We start from the raw sequence: 17,204 nt of genomic DNA, 5'->3' as shown, positions 1-17,204 counted from the left end.
ATTCGCAATTGTGGTAAATGCGTAACGACGCCTTCAGGCGGTGCGGGACATGCCCGACCTCAACACACGCGCATCCGCGGCGTCCTCAAGCGCGACGGCGCCAAGCGGTGCATCGCGCCCACGCAGGTTCAACGAGATTCGCGCGCTGTGAGGCGCAGTCATCCCTGCGGCATTTATGACATCAATCGAGATCAACGCCTGCGCGCCCAAGGTCTTGGTTTCACTCTCCAGACGCGACGCGATATTCACCGTATCGCCGATCAACGTGCGCGGCGCTTGCCCGGCGGCTCCGATTTCACCCAACACCACATTGCCCAGATGCACGCCGATGCCGATGGCAACGGGCGCGCTGCCTTCACCGGCCAGCTTGTAGTTGAAGCCGCGCAGCGCAGTGCCGACCCCTTGCACCGCGTCGATCGCGGCCTTGGCCGATGCCTTGGCGCTGTTCTGTTCAAATACGGCCATCAACCCGTCACCCATATACTTGTCCACCGTGCCGCCGGCGGCGTTGATCGGGGGCACGATCTCGTCGAAAAAGCGGTTCAGCAGGTGCACCACATCATAGGGCAGCTGCCCGTCCGTGCGCGCGGTAAACCCGCGCATGTCCAGGAACAGAACCGCCAGTTGCGCCTCTTTCCCCTGGCTTGCATGGGCGCGGCTTTGCTTGCCGTCCCGGTCGAAGACGCGAAAGACGCGCACGGATTGCCCGGGGCGGACCTGACAGGCCAGCCGGGCGTTTGGCGGCGCGCCCACGGCCGCAAGGCTGCGCGCTTCGGCCTCGGACGGGGCGGGCAGGTCGTCCAACCCATCCTCGACGATCACGCGGCAGGTCGTGCAGCGACCCCGTCCGCCACACAGCGCGGTATGGGGCACGCCGCTGATGCGCGAGGTTTGCAGGATGGTCTGGCCCCGCGGGGCCCGCACGCTGGGCCCGTCCACATAATGGATGCGGATGGGCCGCGCGATCGCGGCATAGATGCGGCGCACAAGGAAGGCGGCAATGGCAAGGCCCAGCACCGCCCACACGGCATAGGTCATGTTCGTGGCTGCCGTGGTCAGTGCGGCAAAGCCGTCGGCATCCGGCCAGTTCCAGGCGGCATGGGCCACCTGTTCCCCCTGCGGATTGCTCAGCAATCCATCGATGGTGCGGGCAAAGGTGACATAGCCCACAAGGGCCAGAATGGGCAGCGTCACGGCCACGCCGATCAGCCAGGGCACCCAGCGCTGCCACCAGTCTGTCAGCCGCAGCCACATATGCATGCCAATGCAGCCATGGACCCACGCGATGATCAGCAGCGCCGCCTGGCCCCAGCCATCGGTCGTGTCCCAGATCAACCGGGTGACGTAACCAAGCATGGTGTTGACGCCCAACATCTCGTGTGCGGCGCGCGTGAACACGAGGTGATCCACCAGCATCAGCGGAATCAGCAGGCCCAGCACAAGCTGCACCCAGTCGGTCAGGGGCATGCGCAAGGTGCGCGAGACCACGACCTTGCCCAGCGACAGGATCATGTGTGACAGCATCGCGCCGACCACGATCACGGTGCCCACGTCGGACCGCGTGACCCATAACCGCGCGGCCTGGAACAGGTCGAACGCCGTGGGCGAGATCAGGATCGCGGCGATGTTCATGATGTGCAGGGTCAGGTACAGCATCAGGATCAGTCCGCTTATGATCCTGACACGTGTCGCCCAACTGCCACGCCAGATTGCCTGCGCCATGTTTGCCCGTTCCCTGCAATATGCGCCCAAGCTGGCGACATGTGCGCTGTGGGTCAAGCCGGGGCAGGGGCGCTGCCCCTCGGCCTTGCGGCCTCACCCCGTCGTATTTCTGGTCAGAAGAAGGCGCGGACCTATTCCGCCACGGCGCCATAGCCCAGCGGTGCGGTCATGTCCTTGCCCGCGTCGAGGTCGTGTTCGGCAAGAAAGCGTTCGGCCTCGAGCGCTGCCTGACAGCCCATGCCCGCGGATGTGATCGCCTGGCGGTATTGCCAGTCGGTGATGTCGCCCGCGGCAAAGACGCCCGGAATCGACGTTTCGGTGCTGTCGGGTTTGGTCACGACATAGCCGCCCATATGGGTGTCCAGCACATCCTTGACCAACTCGTTCGACGGCGCGTGACCGATGGCGATGAACACGCCCTTGGCCGGGATGTCCGTGATCTCGCCCGTCTGCACATTCTTGACCTTGACCCCCTCGACACCCAGCGGGTTGTCGGTGCCATAGACCTCTTCAAGCTGGTGGAACCACAGCGGTTCGATCTTGGGGTTCTTGAACAGCCGGTCCTGCAGGATCTTTTCGGCCCTGAGTTCGTCGCGGCGGTGCACCAGCGTGACCTTCGAGGCGAAGTTGGTCAGAAACAGCGCCTCTTCCACCGCCGTGTTGCCGCCGCCGATCACCACGATCTCCTGCCCGCGATAAAAGAAGCCGTCGCAGGTGGCACAGGCCGACACGCCGAAGCCCTTGAATTTCTCTTCGGACGCCATGCCGAGCCACTTGGCGCGGGCGCCGGTGGCCAGGATCACGGCATCGGCCACATATTCGGTGCCGCTGTCGGACTGTGCGACGAAGGGACGTTTCGACCAGTCGACCGAGGTGATGATGTCACCGATGATTTCGGTGCCCATCGCCGCTGCGTGCTCCTGCATGCGGATCATCAGGTCGGGGCCCTGGACCTCGGTGTCGCCGGGCCAGTTCTCGACTTCGGTGGTTGTGGTCAGCTGCCCGCCGGGTTCGATACCCTGGACCAGGATCGGCTTCAGCATCGCGCGGCTGGCATACACGCCTGCGGTGTACCCTGCGGGGCCGGACCCGATGATCAGAACCTTGGTGCGCTTCGTCTCAGCCATTTTGACCCCCATCGGTGAAGTGAAAGCCCGTCTGATATAGACGCGGCAGGCCCGGGTTTGAAGCGGCGATTTGGGCAGCCGGGTTGCACCGCACGCCGGGTCTGCATTTCGGAATATTGCGCATCTGTGAAACTTTATTGCGCACGCGCGCATTGCTGTTATAACAACCGCAAAATTCACGGGGGCTGTCCATGGCAAGTACGCGACTCGATCCGATTGACCGAAAAATCCTGGCAGAGCTGCAGGCCGACGGGCGCATGACCAATGTGGAATTGGCCAAGCGGGTGGGAATCTCGGCTCCGCCCTGCCTGCGTCGGGTGCGCACGCTCGAGGAAAGCGGCTATATCCGCGGCTACCACGCGGATGTGGACAGCCACGAACTGGGGTTCGAAGTGCAGGTGTTCGCCAATGTGGGCCTCGCCAGCCAGGCCGAAGCCGACCTGAGCGCCTTCGAGAACAAGTGCCGCGCCTGGCCGCTGGTCCGTGAATGCCACATGCTGAACGGCGAGGTGGATTTCATCCTCAAATGCGTCGCACCCGACCTGTCCAGCTTCCAAAGCTTTCTGACGGGCGAACTGCTGACCACGCCGAACGTGGCGTCGGTCAAGACGTCGCTGGTGATCCGGCAGGCCAAGGATGCCCCCGGCGTGCCGTTTGATGTGCTGGAAGAGCGGCTGGCAAAGTCGGCCTAGGCCACGACGTCCTGCTCGGGGGCGCGGGGATGCGCAAGCGGGCCGAAATCCGTGACATGGGCGATGTGCGGGAACATCGACAGAAACAGATCGCGCTGGGCATGGGTCACCTGCCGGGTTGCGCTCAGGCCGGGGTGGAACGTCTCGGCGGCAATGCCGCCCACATCCACCGCCGCATGGCGCGTCAGGCAGATGTGGAACAGACGGATCGGCGTGGGGGGCGTCACCTCGATCACGTTCACGTTGTCCACAAATGCCGCGGCCGGTGTCAGGACGGGCCCGCCGCCGGTGGTGCCGCGCAGATGCGCCGGCGTCTGGAGCAGGCGGGCACCGGGGCCCACGGTGATAAACGAACTTGGGCGGTTCTGGCCGAAACTGTCGGCCATGACGCGGATCAAGGGCATGCGGCGGCCCGTGTCCGACGGCACGAAGCTGGACGATCCGATCCAGACAACCTGGGCCGGGTCACCCGCGGTGGTGTTCAGCCAATCGCCCGGTTGCAGGTCCTCGATCGCGATACCGCCGCCGGGACCGGCAAGGACAACACCGCGCGCAAAGGCGGAAAACGCGGCCTCGAACAGCGGCAGGGCCGGGGCCTTGAACGTGGCAATGCTGCGCGACCCATCCGCACGCAGCGCAGCAACTTCGAACGTGCGCACGGGTATGGAGTCGGGCTGGGCCATGGGAGTCGTATAGCGGTCGTAGGGCGCGCGCGGTAGGCGCAAGGCAGCTGGGGACGTCATATGTAACCTCGAAATACTGGTCACATCTGTGTCGGCCCCCACCGACGACGACAGACGGAACATGTCCATGTGTCAAGTTTATGGACAACATTTCCGAAAATTGCCGCAAATTGTCAAAGAATTGGGGACATAAACCTCAGATGGCGCACCAATGGCGCGCCGATCAGGGGGATTGTTCACTTCGATGTGGGCCAAAGCGCCACATTTCGATTCGGGATCAGGCGCTTTTGCGCAGGTCCGCCGCCGCCTTGCGCCGCGAGATGAACATGGCGCGCCGCGTCCCGCGGGCCCACGGCATCTGGGGGGTGTCGGTCTTGGCGGCGTCGGTCACGGATTTGATGAAGCGTGTGTTTGTCATGGTCTGTCCTCTGCTCAATGGGGTGGGTCTCTGCGCCCGTTGAAGACAAGGATGGCGTGGCAATCGGGCAGGTTTTGGGCCGTCGCATACAATTTTTGAAAAATGTGCGGGATGTGCCGGATCAAATGTGGCGGGGTGCAGCCCCCTGTTTTTCAGGGGGCGTGTGCCGCCATTGATCGCGAACCGGAAACAATCGGGCCAAGCTGGGGCAAGGCATGCCCGAATTGTGCCCCAATCACAGAACGATGGACGAAATCAGCCGGCCATAATCGGGGTCTTTGTGATGCACGGACCGGCGATAGGAATAGAAGCGGTCGGGATCGAAATAGGTGCAGTGACGCGTCCACTCGGCGGATGCGATGCCCGCCGCGCGCAACCGCATCAGGCCATAGCCCGGCAGGTCGAAGTGCATCCGGTCGCCATCGCCTCCGGCAAAAAAGCGGGTGTTTTCCGGGTCTTCATCCAGGAAGATATCAAAGAATTCCGGTCCAACCTCGTAGGCGCGCTGGCTGATCGTGGGGCCAATCACCGCGTGGATGTTCTCGCGTGCCGCACCCAGATCGGTCATGGCGTCGATCGTGGCCTCAAGAATACCCGCCTGCGCGCCCTTCCATCCGGCATGGGCCGCGCCGATCACGCCCGCCTGCGCGTCGGCAAACAGGACAGGCTGGCAATCCGCTGTCAGGACGGACAGCGCCACGCCCCGGGTCGCCGTCACCAGCCCGTCGGCCTTGGGTTTGGGATCAAGCGGGGCGGTGATGCTGACCGCGTCGCTTGAATGGACCTGATGGACGCCGGTCAGTTGATCGGCCGCCACGCCCATCGCCTCGGCGACGCGGGCGCGGTTGATGGCGACAATCTCGGTCTGGTCCGAACTGCCGGTCCCGCAGTTCAGCCCCGCGAAAATGCCCGAAGACGCGCCGCCCTTCCGGGTGAAAAAGCCATGGCGCAGGGGCGCAAGGCTGTCTGCGGTCAGAATTTCCAGCGTCATCGTTCCAGTCCGGGCGGCGGGGCAGCATGGTTGGGGAAAAGCCCCAGCACCTTGAACAGGTTTCCCATTTCCGCCGGGTGCGTCAACCGCCGATGTGCCGCGACATGGGCCTCAAGCGCCGGACCTTCCAATTTTGCGGCCAACGCCTGCGCGCGGGCGGTGATGCCCAGCCGTTCCAGGAACACCCCCTGCGGCGTGACGCGGCTGTGGGCGGCGGGCGCGGCGGCCGTGCACAGCGTTTCGAAATCCACATGCGCCGTCAGGTCGGCCTGGCCGGGGGACGCCAGCGGATCGACAGGGGCATGCGCGTGCAGGGCCTGCAACGTGTCGCCCAGCGACCGCCAATCGCCATAGTCGATGATCAGCGCGGCCCCCCCCCGCGACGCGATACGGGACGCAAGGGCCGCAAGGATCGGACGCGCGACCGGGCAGGTCTCGACCAGCTGTCCATCCTCGGTGTCTGCCAGCCGATGCTCCAGGCTGGCTTGTGGCCCAAGGGGTGACAGCCCGAAGGTCAGCGCGCCCTTCTGCACGCCCACGCAGCGCTCGCGCCAGCCGCTGCCGTCACGCTGAAACTGGCGGATGGGCAGGGCGTCGAAAAATTCGTTCGCGACCAGCCAAAGCGGGGCGTCGGGCAGGTGTTCCGCGCTGTCCACATAGGTGATGTCGTGGCCTGCCAGCGTCTTGGCCTGGGCCGCGCGCAGGGGGGGCGAGGCCTCGATCAGGGTGATCTGTGCCGCCGCGTGAAAGCCGGGCACCCGTGCCGTCGCACGCAGGATATCCGCCATCAACGTGCCGCGCCCCGGCCCCAACTCGGCCAGCGTGAAGGGCGCGGGCGCCCCCTGGTCCACCCAGCTTTGGGCCAGGCTCAGCCCGACCAGTTCGCCAAACATCTGGCTGATCTCGGGCGCGGTGGTGAAATCGCCCTGCGCGCCCAACGGATCACGGGTGCAGTAATAGCCATGTTCGGGATGCAGCAGCGCCTCGGCCATGTAGTCGGCAACGGTGATCGGCCCCTGGGTCGCGATGCGCGCCGTCAGCAGGTCGCGCAGGCTCATGCCACAACGGCACGCCGCCGCGCCCGCGCGATCAGCCATATCCCCAGCAGGATCATCGGCAGCGACAGGATCTGACCCATCGTCAGGCCATAGCCACCCACATGCCACGCCAGCCCCAGCGGATTGCCGTTCGAGATGAACTGCGCGTCCGGCTGGCGCACGAACTCGACCACAAACCGGCTGGCACCATAGCCCAGCAGAAACACGCCCGTCAGAAACCCGGGCCGCTTGAACCCCTCGCGTCGCCACGCCAGCCACAACAGGACGATGAGCAGGACAAACCCCTCGAGAAACGCCTCGTATAATTGCGACGGATGCCGCGCACAGGCCCCCACGACATCCGGACAGAACTGCGCCGCCTGTCCGGGAAACACCACACCCCAGGGCACCTCGGTCGGTCGGCCCCACAGTTCGGCATTGATGAAATTCGCAATCCGGCCCAGCAGCAGCCCCGGCGGCACCCCCAACGCCACCGCATCCGCCGTGGTCAGCAAAGGCGCGCCATGCCGGCGCGTATACAGCCAGAAGGCCAGGATCACGCCCAGCATGCCGCCGTGAAAGGACATGCCCCCCTCCCAGATCGCGATGATGGACAGGGGGTCGTCCAGATAGGCACCGGGCTGGTAAAACAGCACATAGCCGATGCGCCCGCCCAAAAGCACACCCAGGATGATCCAGGTCAGCATGTCCTCGGTCTGGCCGGGCGACAGCGGCGGGGTCCGTGCGGGCCACAGCCGCGGCGCCTTCAGCGCCATCACCACCAGCCGCCAGCCGATGATGATGCCGACGATATAGGCCAGCGCATACCAGCGCAGGGCCAGTTCGAAGCCGAAGACCGAGATCGAGAAGATCTCGGGCGAGATATCGGGAAAGGGAAGGGCGCCTGTCATCTGCGTCTGAATGCCTCTGCTCTCGGGGCACGTCAACCTTGCCCCCTGCTTTGCCTATGCCCATATAGAGGACAGGTTTCAAAGGAACACGACATCATGCAAGCACGCGGCAAGATTTTCGATGACATCTCGCAATTGATGACCAACGCGATGGGCGTGGCCCAGGGCGCCCGGGACGAGGCCGAGACTGCGATGAAATCCATGATGGACCGCTGGCTGGCGGACCGTGATTTCGTGACGCGCGAGGAATTCGACGCGGTGCGCGCCATGGCGCAAAAGGCCCGCGAAGAGAACGAAGCCCTCAAGGCCCGGATCGAGGCGCTTGAGGGGAAATAGGCGCATTCGCGCTGAGATGAAGAAAGCCCGGTCGATACCGGGCTTTTTTGGTGGCGGACGAGACCCGCTCAAACGGTAAGCCGCCCGCTCAAACGGCCCGTCGGACATCGCCAGACCGGGTGGGGCGCTCTGGCGTTGGTTGCCATCGATGCTCCATTGGTCCGAGCGCCACCGGCGATGCGCTTTCAGTTTGATCCCGGACGGGCAAAGCGAATGGCAGGTATGAGCCCTTTTTGACTGATGCTGCGCTGTGTGCGAACGTCCTCTCTTCATTGGCAGGTCAAAAAAGGCGACAAAACCTGAGGCAGTTTTACGAAGGGTTTGTGGCACAAGACTTTCCAACGTTTCATGTGGCCATGAAGCGAAGGACCAAAACGACGGTATTTGAACGCTTAATCGCCGATCTAGTCACATTCGAAAAAAAGTTGTAAAATGCTCAAAGTGTGTGTGCTTTCGCCCCTAAATCTCTTGGAGGAAAAATGTCAAACCTTAGTGATCTACTTGAACCCTTTGTTCGACCAAAACGTGATTTGAAAGCGATGAGGCCATTTGAAGAAGCAGCCTACAAAATTCTTGAACCTAAGGTATCAACCGATCCTGAGCGCGGACCCCGAAAAATTGGATCATATGACCTCTATACAGATTCGGGGCAACCTCTTGAAGACTATCTTTGTGTAATATTACTCGTGCAAGAAAACGCGGGTGACGTTTTCCACATTGCAATACCACGTGCTGTATATGAGAGGAATTGGAATATATCGGCGACCGAAGAATATATTTCTACTAATCCAATAACGGCACGTCAAGACACCTCAATATTTCTAACTAAGAGAGGTTTTGGGTTTGGTGAAGCCACTAGGCATGGTCTAGTAGATTTTCTTGTTTTTGATCGAAATTTCTTCGATAGTGCATATATTTATCAACCACGAACAAACTTTTATGCTAAATTTGATCGCTATGCTACTGTACTACCGTAAGCTATGCCATGTTTGTTCTGCCACTATTGGTGGCAGATGGGTGTAAAACCTAACTATCTGGAACGTTAGGGAAAGATGGATCGCGCTATGCCACGCATTGAACTCGCCATCACAAAGGTTTTTCTGTTTTGGCGACAAGACGTTCACGCCCAATTATTGCCCAGTGTTCATCCCAAAATTGCGTTTGTGATTCAGGAGTGTGGAAAACTAGACCGTGCTAGTTACCGGCTATAATCACCGATTTTGGCCTGCCAGATTTCTCGAGAGCCGACTTTGGCGCAGCCGCAGCGAATTGGCGCTTCGTCCCGCAAGCCAGCCATTGGGATACTCTGGTCCAATGTTAATCCCGTGCAATCCTTTTTCTTTCATCGCAAAGCATCTGTTCTCCGCTCCAAGCTCAAGGCCACCACCCCAAGTGCTTGCACGGATTCAAAACGCAACCGCCGTGCATCGCCAGACCGCCCCGGGCTGGCGATATGGCTGGGCTTGGCGCGCCATATGACCCGCAGATGTGTTTGGCCACCATAAAGCGCTGCTGACTATCTGTGGCATCGCCCGCCCGCGGTCTTGCGATGCATGGCTCCCGGTGGGTGGTGTTTTGGCCGCGGGCTTCGTCCGCATGGTCTCCGTCCGCCGGCATGGACTTACAGTTCCCCCTCACACTCACCGCCCCCATTTTGCGCCTCACGCGCACTTCTCCCCAACTTATTGCGGTTATCCCCAAATAAAGGGTTGCCAGACGCGCACCCCACCGTCACCATATCTGGTAGAGGCACGGGGGATCGCCCCGGTTTCTAGAGCAGGCACCTAGCGCTTGGGGCGCTGCCAGCCCCACGCGCTACCAGCGAAAAAGAGGTGGCACCATGGCCCTTTCCGAGCAGTTCCTGGAAGATGAAATTCATCCCATCGACATCGTCGAACACCTGGCCGAACACCACGAGTGGGATTTCGACCGCATCGCCGATGATCAGATCGCCATGGCGGTCGAAGGGCAGTGGCGCACCTATTCCATCACGCTTGCGTGGTCGGGCTATGACGAAACGCTGCGCATGGTCTGCACCTTTGAAATGGAACCGCCCGAGGAAAAGCTTGGCGGTCTTTACGAGCTGTTGAACCACGTGAATGATCAATGCTGGGCGGGCAGCTTTACCTATTGGGAAGAACAAAAGCTGATGGTCTATCGCTATGGCCTTGTTCTTGCGGGCGGCCAGATGGCCAGCGCCGAACAGATCGACACCATGATCGGCGCCGCCGTGATGAGCGCCGAGCGGTACTATCCCGCGCTTCAGCTTCTGGTCTGGGGGGATCGGACGCCCAAGGACGCGATGCAGGTCGCTATTGCGGAGGCCTATGGCCGCGCCTAACCTGCGCCCCTGAACGATCAGGGGGTTTTCATGCAGGACAGTCGGATTGCAGCCCGGGGCCTTTTGCTTCTGGGCTGCGGCAAGATGGGCTCGGCGATGCTTGCCGGGTGGTTGGAACGCGGGTTGCCCGCGTCCTCGGTCTGGGTGCAGGACCCTGCGCCGTCCCCGTGGGTACAGTCCACGGGCGTCCACGTGAATGCCGTCCTGCCCGCGGGTCCGGCCATTGTTCTGATCGCGGTCAAGCCGCAAATGATGGGCGATGCCCTGCCTGCCATCGCGGCGTTTGGTGGCGGCGACACGGTCTTTGTCTCGGTCGCGGCGGGTACGCCCCTGTCGGCGTTCGAGGATGTGTTCGGTGCCGCCACCCCCATCGTGCGCGCCATGCCCAACACCCCCGCCGCCGTGGGGCGCGGCATCACCGCCATTTGCGCAAACGCAGCCGGTCAGGCCGCCCTTGACGAGGCCGAAATGCTGCTTTCGGCCGTCGGCGACGTGGTGCGGTTGGAGGGCGAGCATCAGATGGACGCGGTCACCGGCGTCAGCGGCTCCGGCCCGGCCTATGTCTTTCACATGATTGAAACTCTGGCTGCCGGTGGCGTGGCGCAGGGGCTGCCCGGGGACCTTGCCATGCAGCTTGCCAAGGCCACGGTCGCGGGGGCCGGGCAACTTGCGATGGACGCCGAAGAAACCCCTGCGCAGTTGCGCGTGAATGTGACCAGCCCCAACGGGACAACGCAGGCCGCGCTCGAGGTTCTGATGGACGAAAACGCGGGCTTTCCCAACCTGTTGCCGCGCGCTGTCAAAGCGGCAACCGAACGATCGAAAGAACTGTCCCGTGGCTGATGAGATTTCATTCGATGACTTTATGAAAGTCGACATTCGTGTCGGCCGCGTGATCCGCGCCGAACCCTTCCCCGAAGCACGCAAGCCCGCGATCAAGATGTGGGTCGATTTCGGCGACGAGATCGGCGAACGCAAGACCTCGGCCCAGGTGACCGTGCACTATGATCCCGAGGCCCTGGTGGGCAAGCAGGTCATGGCGGTGGTGAACTTCCCGCCGCGCCAGATCGGCCCCTTCATGTCCGAGGTTCTGGTACTGGGATTTCCCGATGACAAGGGCGATATCGTGCTGGCAACCTCCGACAAGGATGTGCCCGTCGGGGGGCGGATGCACTGATGAAGCTGTGGATCACCCGCCCCCTGCCGGACCCGGTGATCGACGCGGCGCGTGCGCTGTGCGAGGTCGAGGTGCGGGACGAGACGCTGCCGCTGACGCAGGACGAACTGCGCCGCGCGTTGACCGACTTTGACGTGGTGCTGCTCACGCTCGGGGATGCCTTTTCCGGCGATCTCATCACTGCCGTTGCCGATCCGCGTTGCACGCTGCTGGCGAATTTCGGGGTGGGGTACAACCACATCGACGTGGCGGCGGCGCGGGCCAGGGGCATCGCGGTCAGCAACACGCCGGGCGCGGTGACGGATGCCACGGCGGACATCGGCATGATGCTGATCCTGATGTCGGCCCGCCGCGCGGCCGAGGGCGAACGGTTGGTGCGGGCAGGCGACTGGCCGGGCTGGCATCCGACGCAGATGCTGGGCCTGCACGTCACGGGCAAACATGTTGGCATCGTGGGTATGGGCCGGATCGGGCAGGCCATCGCGCGGCGCTGTCATTTCGGGTTCGGGATGGCGGTGTCCTATTTCAACCGGTCGGAGAAGGCGCTGGGGTTTGCGGCGACGCGGGTCACTGACCTGACGGCGCTGGCGGCGTCGGTGGACGTGCTGGTTGTCGCTGTCCCCGGGGGGACGGACACGCGGCACCTGATTGATGGGGCGGTGCTGGGGGCGATGCAGGACCATGCCCATCTGGTGAACATCGCGCGCGGCGATGTTGTGGACGAGGCAGCCCTGATCGCGGCGCTTGACACGCGGTCCATTGGCGGTGCGGGCCTGGATGTCTATGAGCATGAACCCCGGATACCGGACGCTTTGCGGGCGCACGACACGGTCACGTTGTTGCCGCATCTGGGCACCGCTGCGCTGGAGGTGCGGGTGGCGATGGGGGAGATGGCGGTGGACAATATCGCCGCCTTTCTGGAGGGAAAACCGCTGCCCAACGCGGTGTGAGGTGGTTTGTCCCCGCGGGGACACGGCGTTCGGGGCCGTTACCCGATCTTCATCCCTTTGACGTCCGGCCCCGTTTTCAATCACTTGCGCGCCGCGCGCTGCATTACGCCAATGTTAACCGGCGAAATGGCATGCTGCGCCCCGACGCCGTTCGGCATGCCCAAAACCACGCCCCGCCCCGGTCGAGGGCAGCGCCCACCGCAGATTGCATGCATTCAAACGTGGCTTTTGCTTGTAACCCATCCGCCCGGTTTTTAACGTGATCCGATCACCGACCAGACGGAGCGCCGCGCCTGCATGACTTCTGCCGATTGGACGCCTGACATCGCGGGTTCGGACAGACCGCTATATGCAGCCATCGCCGACGCCATTGCGGCGGACATCGTATCGGGCCGCCTGACCACCGGTGACCGGTTGCCGCCGCAACGCCGGGTGGCCGCGGCCACGGGGTTGGATGTGTCGACCATCTCGCGCGGCTATGCCGAGGCGGTGCGCCGTGACCTGGTCGAGGCCCATGTGGGACGGGGCACATTTGTCAAAGACCCGCACGCCACGGGACTGGCACCCGACCCGCGGCGCACGCTGGAAGAAGATCCGCACATGAACATGCCGCCCGAGCCGGACGACGCCGATTTGATTGGCCGGATGCAGGCCGGGCTGGCCCATGTGTCGGCCAATATCATATCCCTGCTGCGCTATCAGACCCCCACGGGCAGCGCCAAGGACCGCGAGATCGCGGCCCGGTGGATGCAGGCCAACGGCGCGGCCTGCGCACCTGACAGGTTGGTCGTGACCGCCGGTGCCCATGCCGCGATCGAGGCGGCCTTGTCCGTCCTGCGCGGCCCGGACACCGTGGTGCTGAGCGAGGCGGTGACCTATCCCGGTATCCGCGCCATTGCGGGCCGATTGGCCCTGCCGCTGGTCGGACTGGCCGAGGATGGCGACGGGGTGCGCCCGGACGCGCTGGACCAAGCCATTGCGGCGCATCCGAAAGCGATCCTGTATCTGAACCCGACATTGCGCAATCCGACCACGCAGACGATGCCGGACGCGCGGCGCAGGCAGATTGCCGCGATCCTGGACGGACACGGCGTGCCGCTGATCGAGGATGACGCCTATCACTTTGTGGCGGCGGCGGCGCCGCCCGCACTGTCGGGCCATGTGCCGCATCTGGCCTGGCGGGTTTCCGGCATTTCCAAGGTGTTCGGGGCCGGGTTGCGGTTGGCCTATGTGCAGGTGCCCGATGCCACGATGGTGCGCGCCTTTGTGCAGGCGCTGCGGGCAACGCATGTGATGACGAACCCGGTCAGCCTGGCCCTGTTGAGTACCTGGATGGAGGACGGCACCGCGACGGCATTGCAACGCTTTGTGCGAACCGAGGCCCGGTATCGTCAGGCCATGGCCGCGCGCGTCCTTGACGGGTACGCGGTCTTGTCCGACCCGCTGGCCTATAACATCTGGCTGACCCTGCCTGCGGGGGTGACGCGCGCCGCCGTTCTGTCGGCGATGGCGCGCCAACCGCTGGGGATTGTGCCCAGCGACGCCTTTACCGTGGCGGGCGCGCCTGCTGAAAGTGTCCGCGTCTGTTTGGGTGGTCCGGTGTCGCGGCCCACGTTGGAGACGGGATTGCAGGCCCTTGCGGGCAGCCTGTCGGGGGTGGGCTGGTCGGGCTAGCCCGCGCCCCGGTCCCCTACCTGATGATGCGCAACCTTTGTGACCCGTGCACGCGGTCATAGGACCAGGGCAGGCCAGCCAGTTGCCATGCGTTGTGGATGTTGAAGCCTTTCCGGTCTTCGCCTTCGTAGCCGTCCGGGATGTGCCAGACATCCGTGAAGCCCGCCTCGTGAAGCTGGCGCGCTGCCTCGGCCGAGCGCCAGCCCGATCCGCAGGTCACGATGATCATGTCGTCCCGCGTCTTGCCGTAATGGTCCAGCGCCTGGTCCATATACATGACAAAGTTCGGGTTATCCTTGAGCACCCATTGCTTGAGGTCGTCGTCGAATTCCGTGCTTTGCGCGCGGACGGGCACGATGGCGTCGATAAACCGGGGATGGCCGTAGATCATCACCTCGACCGGGTCGCGGACATCCACAAACAGGATGTCGGGATCGCGTTCCAGCAGGCGGTAGGCGTCGATCGAGGTCAGGTATTTCTGCTGTGGCGTCCGTTTCACCTGCGGCAGTTGGGTTGGATCAATGGGGGTGGTCAATGGTTCTGCAGTGATGCTGGCCGCAGACAGCACATATGTCGCAAAAAGAAGGAATAGGCGTGCGCGTTTCATGGTGAAGCTTTGAGATCATCGTTCGTTTTCAGGACGGAACGTGATCCGTGCCAAACCACGGATCAGTCCCGCCACGGGTGGACATCGAGGGTGCGCACTGTGGCCATGACGTCAGCGGGACCGTGTCCTGTCAATTGAATGCGAGAGGTAAATTAAAGCGCTGTCTTCAAGTTTTCTTGAGCGAGACCCTTTTGTGCACATCCTCGACGCTTTCCACCCGTTCGGAATAGCGGTCCACGAGCGTGTCCTTGCGTCCGCGCACCATCCAGGTGAATTTGACCAGTTCCTCCATCACATCGACGACGCGGCGATAGAACGGGCCTTCGGGCAGGCGGTCGCCGTCGAATTCCAGCCACGCCTTGGCGATGCTGGATTGGTTGGGGATGGTCACCATGCGCATCCAGCGGCCCAGAATGCGCATCTGGTTGACCGCATTGAAGCTTTGCGATCCGCCCGACACCTGCATGACGGCCAGCGTCTTGCCCTGCGTGGGCCGAATGCCCCCCTTGAGCGACAGCGGCAGCCAGTCGATCTGGGTCTTCATCAGGCCGGTCATCGCGCCGTGCCGTTCCGGGCTGGACCAGACCATCCCTTCGGACCAGGTGGCGAGGTCGCGCAGTTCCGTGACCTTGGGGTGGTCGTCATCCGTGTCGGTCACGAGGGGCAGGCCCGCGGGATCGAATAGCCGCGTTTCGCAGCCCAGGTGGCGCAGGATGCGGGCGGATTCTTCGGCCGCGCGGCGCGAATAGCTGGCCGCACGCAGCGATCCGTACAGCAGCAGGATGCGGGGCGGGTGGCCGGGGTCATCCGGTGCGCGGTAAAGGGCCGTGTCGATCTGTGGCAGCGCCTCGGCCACGAGGGCCGGGAGATCCTCAGCCACTTTCGTCTTCCAGGTGCAGCTTCATGTCGATCAGCACCTGTTGCAGCAACGTGGTTTCCTTGAGCAGGCGCTTGGCCTCGTTCACGGTGATCACCCCGTCTTCGATCGACTGCTGGTATTCGGTCATCAGCATGGCAAAGCGCTGGCTGAGCGCGATCACGTCCGCGTTCACGCCGCCCGCGCGTTCGGTGTTGGGGCGCCGGTCATCATGGCTGAGGGAAATGCCCTGCAATTCGGCCAGCGCGCTGGTGACATGCGGATAGCTGGCCGCCTCTTCCAGCGCGATGACGGCATCGACGGGCATGAAGCGGTCGGCATGTTCGGGATTGTCCGAATAGTAGCGGCCCAGGGTGGCCTTGGATTTGCCGGTCAGCGCGCAGGCGGGTTCAATCCCGACATCCTTGACCAGGGATTCCGTGTGCTTCTTCAGATAACTGCCAACGCTCATACGCACTGCCCTTCTTACATGCGGTCCGGTTTCAACTTTCGGTGTGGGGGAACCGGGTCCATCTTTTCCCATTAATGCGCCCGCTCTCAAATGTCATTTCTAAAAGCGTCCCTACGGTTTTCGGGACGTAACAAGTGCCTGGCGGCCCCAACCGCCGGGTCCGGGTGGGGTTCGTCACATCCTCTGTCCCGTGGGGGCGACAGGCCGGGCAACCGGCAGCAGGGGTGGCGGATCCGTCGGAGGTTTTTGCGTATCGGGGCAGGCTCCATCCCCAATCGGGCGTATCACGCGCCCACGGCCTGTTCCACATTCACCCAGTGCCGAAGCGGCAGCAGGGGTTCACTGACGCGGGCGACAAGACCACGCGCAGACCCTTGCGCCCACCTGGGGGGCTTGCCCTTGCGGCCCCTTGCCGCCGGGGGGCGGGCCATTTAATCACCGCTTCATGGCCAAGCTGTACTTCCATTACTCCACCATGAATGCGGGCAAATCGACCGTGCTGTTGCAGGCCGCGCACAATTACCGCGAACGGGGCATGCAGCCCTATCTGCTGACCGCGTCCTTCGATGATCGGGCCGGGGCCGGGCGCATCGCCTCGCGTATCGGGATCGGCGCAGAGGCGGATACATTCACCCGCGACGACGATCTGTTCGCCAGGCTGATGGCGCGCCGGTCGGAGGGTCCCGTGGCGTGCGTGTTCGTGGACGAGGCGCAGTTCCTGACCGAACCGCAAGTGTGGCAACTGGCTCGCGCCGTGGATGACCTGGGCCTGCCGGTCATGTGCTATGGCCTGCGGGTCGACTTTCAGGGCAAGCTGTTTCCCGGATCGGCCACGCTGCTGGCCTTGGCCGACGAGATGCGCGAGGTGCGCACGATCTGCCATTGCGGCAGGAAGGCCACGATGGTGATCCGGCAGGATGCGACGGGGCGCACGATCACCGATGGCGCGCAGGTCCAGATCGGCGGCAACGAGACCTATGTATCGCTGTGCCGCAAGCATTGGCGCGATGCGGTGGGCGACGGGTAGACGCCGCCCGCGCCCCGGGGTCCGCCCCGGGCCCGCCCCACCATATGGACCCGCGACACGCCCCCCCGTGACGGGCGCCGCGCGCCGCGCCCGGTAACGGGCGGTTTCCCAGACGTGTTCGATGTTACAGGTTTCCAGGGTTGTGAACCGAATGGTCCCCATTACGTGGTGATGCATCAAGAC

19 protein-coding genes are annotated in these 17,204 nt (G+C 63.4%); 9 read left to right on the top strand and 10 right to left on the bottom strand.

Annotated elements, in window-relative coordinates:
- Positions 1 to 33 precede the first annotated feature (33 nt).
- Both Q0844_RS07075 and trxB read right to left on the bottom strand, forming a co-directional pair.
- Positions 34 to 1,722, bottom strand: a complete 1,689-nt coding sequence (locus Q0844_RS07075) for an adenylate/guanylate cyclase domain-containing protein (RefSeq protein WP_299043351.1) — start codon at positions 1,720 to 1,722, stop codon at positions 34 to 36.
- 131 nt (positions 1,723 to 1,853) lie between these two features.
- On the bottom strand, positions 1,854 to 2,849 hold the full coding sequence (trxB, locus tag Q0844_RS07070; RefSeq protein ID WP_299043350.1) for a thioredoxin-disulfide reductase: 996 nt from the start codon (positions 2,847 to 2,849) through the stop codon (positions 1,854 to 1,856).
- A gap of 191 nt (positions 2,850 to 3,040) precedes the next feature.
- Here trxB and Q0844_RS07065 point away from each other — a divergent pair, with 191 nt between their 5' ends.
- Positions 3,041 to 3,541, top strand: a complete 501-nt coding sequence (locus Q0844_RS07065; RefSeq protein WP_299043348.1) for an Lrp/AsnC family transcriptional regulator — start codon at positions 3,041 to 3,043, stop codon at positions 3,539 to 3,541.
- Here Q0844_RS07065 and Q0844_RS07060 read toward each other — a convergent pair.
- The 5 genes from Q0844_RS07060 to lgt form a co-directional block, all read right to left on the bottom strand.
- The gene (locus tag Q0844_RS07060) at positions 3,538 to 4,224 is read right to left on the bottom strand and encodes a Hint domain-containing protein (protein ID WP_299043347.1); all 687 of its coding nucleotides are present in this window, start codon (positions 4,222 to 4,224) and stop codon (positions 3,538 to 3,540) included. The genes Q0844_RS07065 and Q0844_RS07060 overlap by 4 nt on opposite strands.
- A 277-nt stretch (positions 4,225 to 4,501) precedes the next feature.
- Positions 4,502 to 4,642: a hypothetical protein gene (locus tag Q0844_RS07055; RefSeq protein ID WP_299043345.1), complete on the bottom strand. Its 141-nt coding sequence runs from the start codon at positions 4,640 to 4,642 to the stop codon at positions 4,502 to 4,504.
- Positions 4,643 to 4,877: 235 nt separating this feature from the next.
- On the bottom strand, positions 4,878 to 5,633 hold the full coding sequence (gene pgeF, locus Q0844_RS07050; protein ID WP_299043343.1) for a peptidoglycan editing factor PgeF: 756 nt from the start codon (positions 5,631 to 5,633) through the stop codon (positions 4,878 to 4,880).
- Complete coding sequence (locus tag Q0844_RS07045; RefSeq protein WP_299043341.1) at positions 5,630 to 6,691, bottom strand: SAM-dependent methyltransferase; 1,062 nt, start codon at positions 6,689 to 6,691, stop codon at positions 5,630 to 5,632. Before Q0844_RS07045 ends, pgeF begins: the two co-directional genes overlap by 4 nt.
- On the bottom strand, positions 6,688 to 7,581 hold the full coding sequence (gene lgt, locus Q0844_RS07040; RefSeq protein WP_299043339.1) for a prolipoprotein diacylglyceryl transferase: 894 nt from the start codon (positions 7,579 to 7,581) through the stop codon (positions 6,688 to 6,690). Before lgt ends, Q0844_RS07045 begins: the two co-directional genes overlap by 4 nt.
- A gap of 96 nt (positions 7,582 to 7,677) precedes the next feature.
- Between lgt and Q0844_RS07035 the strand changes: the two genes are divergently transcribed.
- The 7 genes from Q0844_RS07035 (at position 7,678) to Q0844_RS07005 (ending at position 14,059) form a co-directional block, all read left to right on the top strand.
- On the top strand, positions 7,678 to 7,917 hold the full coding sequence (locus tag Q0844_RS07035; protein WP_076628345.1) for an accessory factor UbiK family protein: 240 nt from the start codon (positions 7,678 to 7,680) through the stop codon (positions 7,915 to 7,917).
- A 479-nt stretch (positions 7,918 to 8,396) separates the two neighbouring features.
- Positions 8,397 to 8,894 (top strand): hypothetical protein, encoded by a 498-nt coding sequence (locus Q0844_RS07030; protein WP_299043334.1) that lies wholly within the window; start codon positions 8,397 to 8,399, stop codon positions 8,892 to 8,894.
- Positions 8,895 to 9,757: 863 nt separating this feature from the next.
- Entirely contained in the window at positions 9,758 to 10,258 is a 501-nt protein-coding gene (locus Q0844_RS07025) for a YbjN domain-containing protein (RefSeq protein WP_299043333.1), read from the top strand.
- Between the two features lie 30 nt (positions 10,259 to 10,288).
- On the top strand, positions 10,289 to 11,101 hold the full coding sequence (gene proC / locus Q0844_RS07020; protein WP_299043331.1) for a pyrroline-5-carboxylate reductase: 813 nt from the start codon (positions 10,289 to 10,291) through the stop codon (positions 11,099 to 11,101).
- Positions 11,094 to 11,435 (top strand): tRNA-binding protein, encoded by a 342-nt coding sequence (locus Q0844_RS07015; RefSeq protein ID WP_299043329.1) that lies wholly within the window; start codon positions 11,094 to 11,096, stop codon positions 11,433 to 11,435. The genes proC and Q0844_RS07015 overlap by 8 nt, the downstream gene beginning before the upstream one ends.
- Complete coding sequence (locus Q0844_RS07010) at positions 11,435 to 12,385, top strand: D-glycerate dehydrogenase (protein ID WP_299043327.1); 951 nt, start codon at positions 11,435 to 11,437, stop codon at positions 12,383 to 12,385. The genes Q0844_RS07015 and Q0844_RS07010 overlap by 1 nt, the downstream gene beginning before the upstream one ends.
- A gap of 297 nt (positions 12,386 to 12,682) precedes the next feature.
- A complete protein-coding gene (locus Q0844_RS07005) occupies positions 12,683 to 14,059 on the top strand; it encodes a PLP-dependent aminotransferase family protein (RefSeq protein WP_299043325.1) in 1,377 nt (458 codons plus the stop codon).
- Between the two features lie 16 nt (positions 14,060 to 14,075).
- Here Q0844_RS07005 and Q0844_RS07000 read toward each other — a convergent pair whose 3' ends face one another.
- The 3 genes from Q0844_RS07000 to Q0844_RS06990 all read right to left on the bottom strand — a co-directional run bounded on the left by Q0844_RS07000 (position 14,076) and on the right by Q0844_RS06990 (position 15,994).
- Positions 14,076 to 14,666, bottom strand: coding sequence for a rhodanese-like domain-containing protein (locus tag Q0844_RS07000; RefSeq protein WP_299043324.1), 591 nt, complete (start codon positions 14,664 to 14,666; stop codon positions 14,076 to 14,078).
- 166 nt (positions 14,667 to 14,832) lie between these two features.
- Positions 14,833 to 15,522 (bottom strand): arsenical resistance protein ArsH, encoded by a 690-nt coding sequence (arsH, locus tag Q0844_RS06995; RefSeq protein WP_299045238.1) that lies wholly within the window; start codon positions 15,520 to 15,522, stop codon positions 14,833 to 14,835.
- Between the two features lie 16 nt (positions 15,523 to 15,538).
- Positions 15,539 to 15,994 carry a hypothetical protein gene (locus tag Q0844_RS06990; protein WP_299043323.1) on the bottom strand — a complete coding sequence of 152 codons (456 nt, stop codon included), beginning with the start codon at positions 15,992 to 15,994 and terminating at the stop codon, positions 15,539 to 15,541.
- Between the two features lie 445 nt (positions 15,995 to 16,439).
- Here Q0844_RS06990 and Q0844_RS06985 point away from each other — a divergent pair, with 445 nt between their 5' ends.
- Positions 16,440 to 17,021, top strand: a complete 582-nt coding sequence (locus Q0844_RS06985) for a thymidine kinase (protein WP_299043322.1) — start codon at positions 16,440 to 16,442, stop codon at positions 17,019 to 17,021.
- The last annotated feature ends 183 nt before the right edge of the window (positions 17,022 to 17,204 follow it).

Source organism: uncultured Tateyamaria sp. (assembly GCF_947503465.1).
Taxonomy (GTDB): domain Bacteria; phylum Pseudomonadota; class Alphaproteobacteria; order Rhodobacterales; family Rhodobacteraceae; genus Tateyamaria.
The sequence above is the reverse complement of the archived record's forward strand: the minus strand, read 5'-3'. Positions and strand labels throughout refer to the sequence as shown.

Bases quoted from the DNA above. Each gene is read 5' to 3' on its own strand.
- Q0844_RS07075 (WP_299043351.1), bottom strand. From the start codon at position 1,722: ATGGCGCAGGCAATCTGGCGTGGCAGTTGGGCGACACGTGTCAGGATC.
- trxB (WP_299043350.1), bottom strand. From the start codon at position 2,849: ATGGCTGAGACGAAGCGCACCAAGGTTCTGATCATCGGGTCCGGCCCC.
- Q0844_RS07065 (WP_299043348.1), top strand. From the start codon at position 3,041: ATGGCAAGTACGCGACTCGATCCGATTGACCGAAAAATCCTGGCAGAG.
- Q0844_RS07060 (WP_299043347.1), bottom strand. From the start codon at position 4,224: ATGGCCCAGCCCGACTCCATACCCGTGCGCACGTTCGAAGTTGCTGCG.
- Q0844_RS07055 (WP_299043345.1), bottom strand. From the start codon at position 4,642: ATGACAAACACACGCTTCATCAAATCCGTGACCGACGCCGCCAAGACC.
- pgeF (WP_299043343.1), bottom strand. From the start codon at position 5,633: ATGACGCTGGAAATTCTGACCGCAGACAGCCTTGCGCCCCTGCGCCAT.
- Q0844_RS07045 (WP_299043341.1), bottom strand. From the start codon at position 6,691: ATGAGCCTGCGCGACCTGCTGACGGCGCGCATCGCGACCCAGGGGCCG.
- lgt (WP_299043339.1), bottom strand. From the start codon at position 7,581: ATGACAGGCGCCCTTCCCTTTCCCGATATCTCGCCCGAGATCTTCTCG.
- Q0844_RS07035 (WP_076628345.1), top strand. From the start codon at position 7,678: ATGCAAGCACGCGGCAAGATTTTCGATGACATCTCGCAATTGATGACC.
- Q0844_RS07030 (WP_299043334.1), top strand. From the start codon at position 8,397: ATGTCAAACCTTAGTGATCTACTTGAACCCTTTGTTCGACCAAAACGT.
- Q0844_RS07025 (WP_299043333.1), top strand. From the start codon at position 9,758: ATGGCCCTTTCCGAGCAGTTCCTGGAAGATGAAATTCATCCCATCGAC.
- proC (WP_299043331.1), top strand. From the start codon at position 10,289: ATGCAGGACAGTCGGATTGCAGCCCGGGGCCTTTTGCTTCTGGGCTGC.
- Q0844_RS07010 (WP_299043327.1), top strand. From the start codon at position 11,435: ATGAAGCTGTGGATCACCCGCCCCCTGCCGGACCCGGTGATCGACGCG.
- Q0844_RS07005 (WP_299043325.1), top strand. From the start codon at position 12,683: ATGACTTCTGCCGATTGGACGCCTGACATCGCGGGTTCGGACAGACCG.
- Q0844_RS07000 (WP_299043324.1), bottom strand. From the start codon at position 14,666: ATGAAACGCGCACGCCTATTCCTTCTTTTTGCGACATATGTGCTGTCT.
- Q0844_RS06990 (WP_299043323.1), bottom strand. From the start codon at position 15,994: ATGAGCGTTGGCAGTTATCTGAAGAAGCACACGGAATCCCTGGTCAAG.
- Q0844_RS06985 (WP_299043322.1), top strand. From the start codon at position 16,440: ATGGCCAAGCTGTACTTCCATTACTCCACCATGAATGCGGGCAAATCG.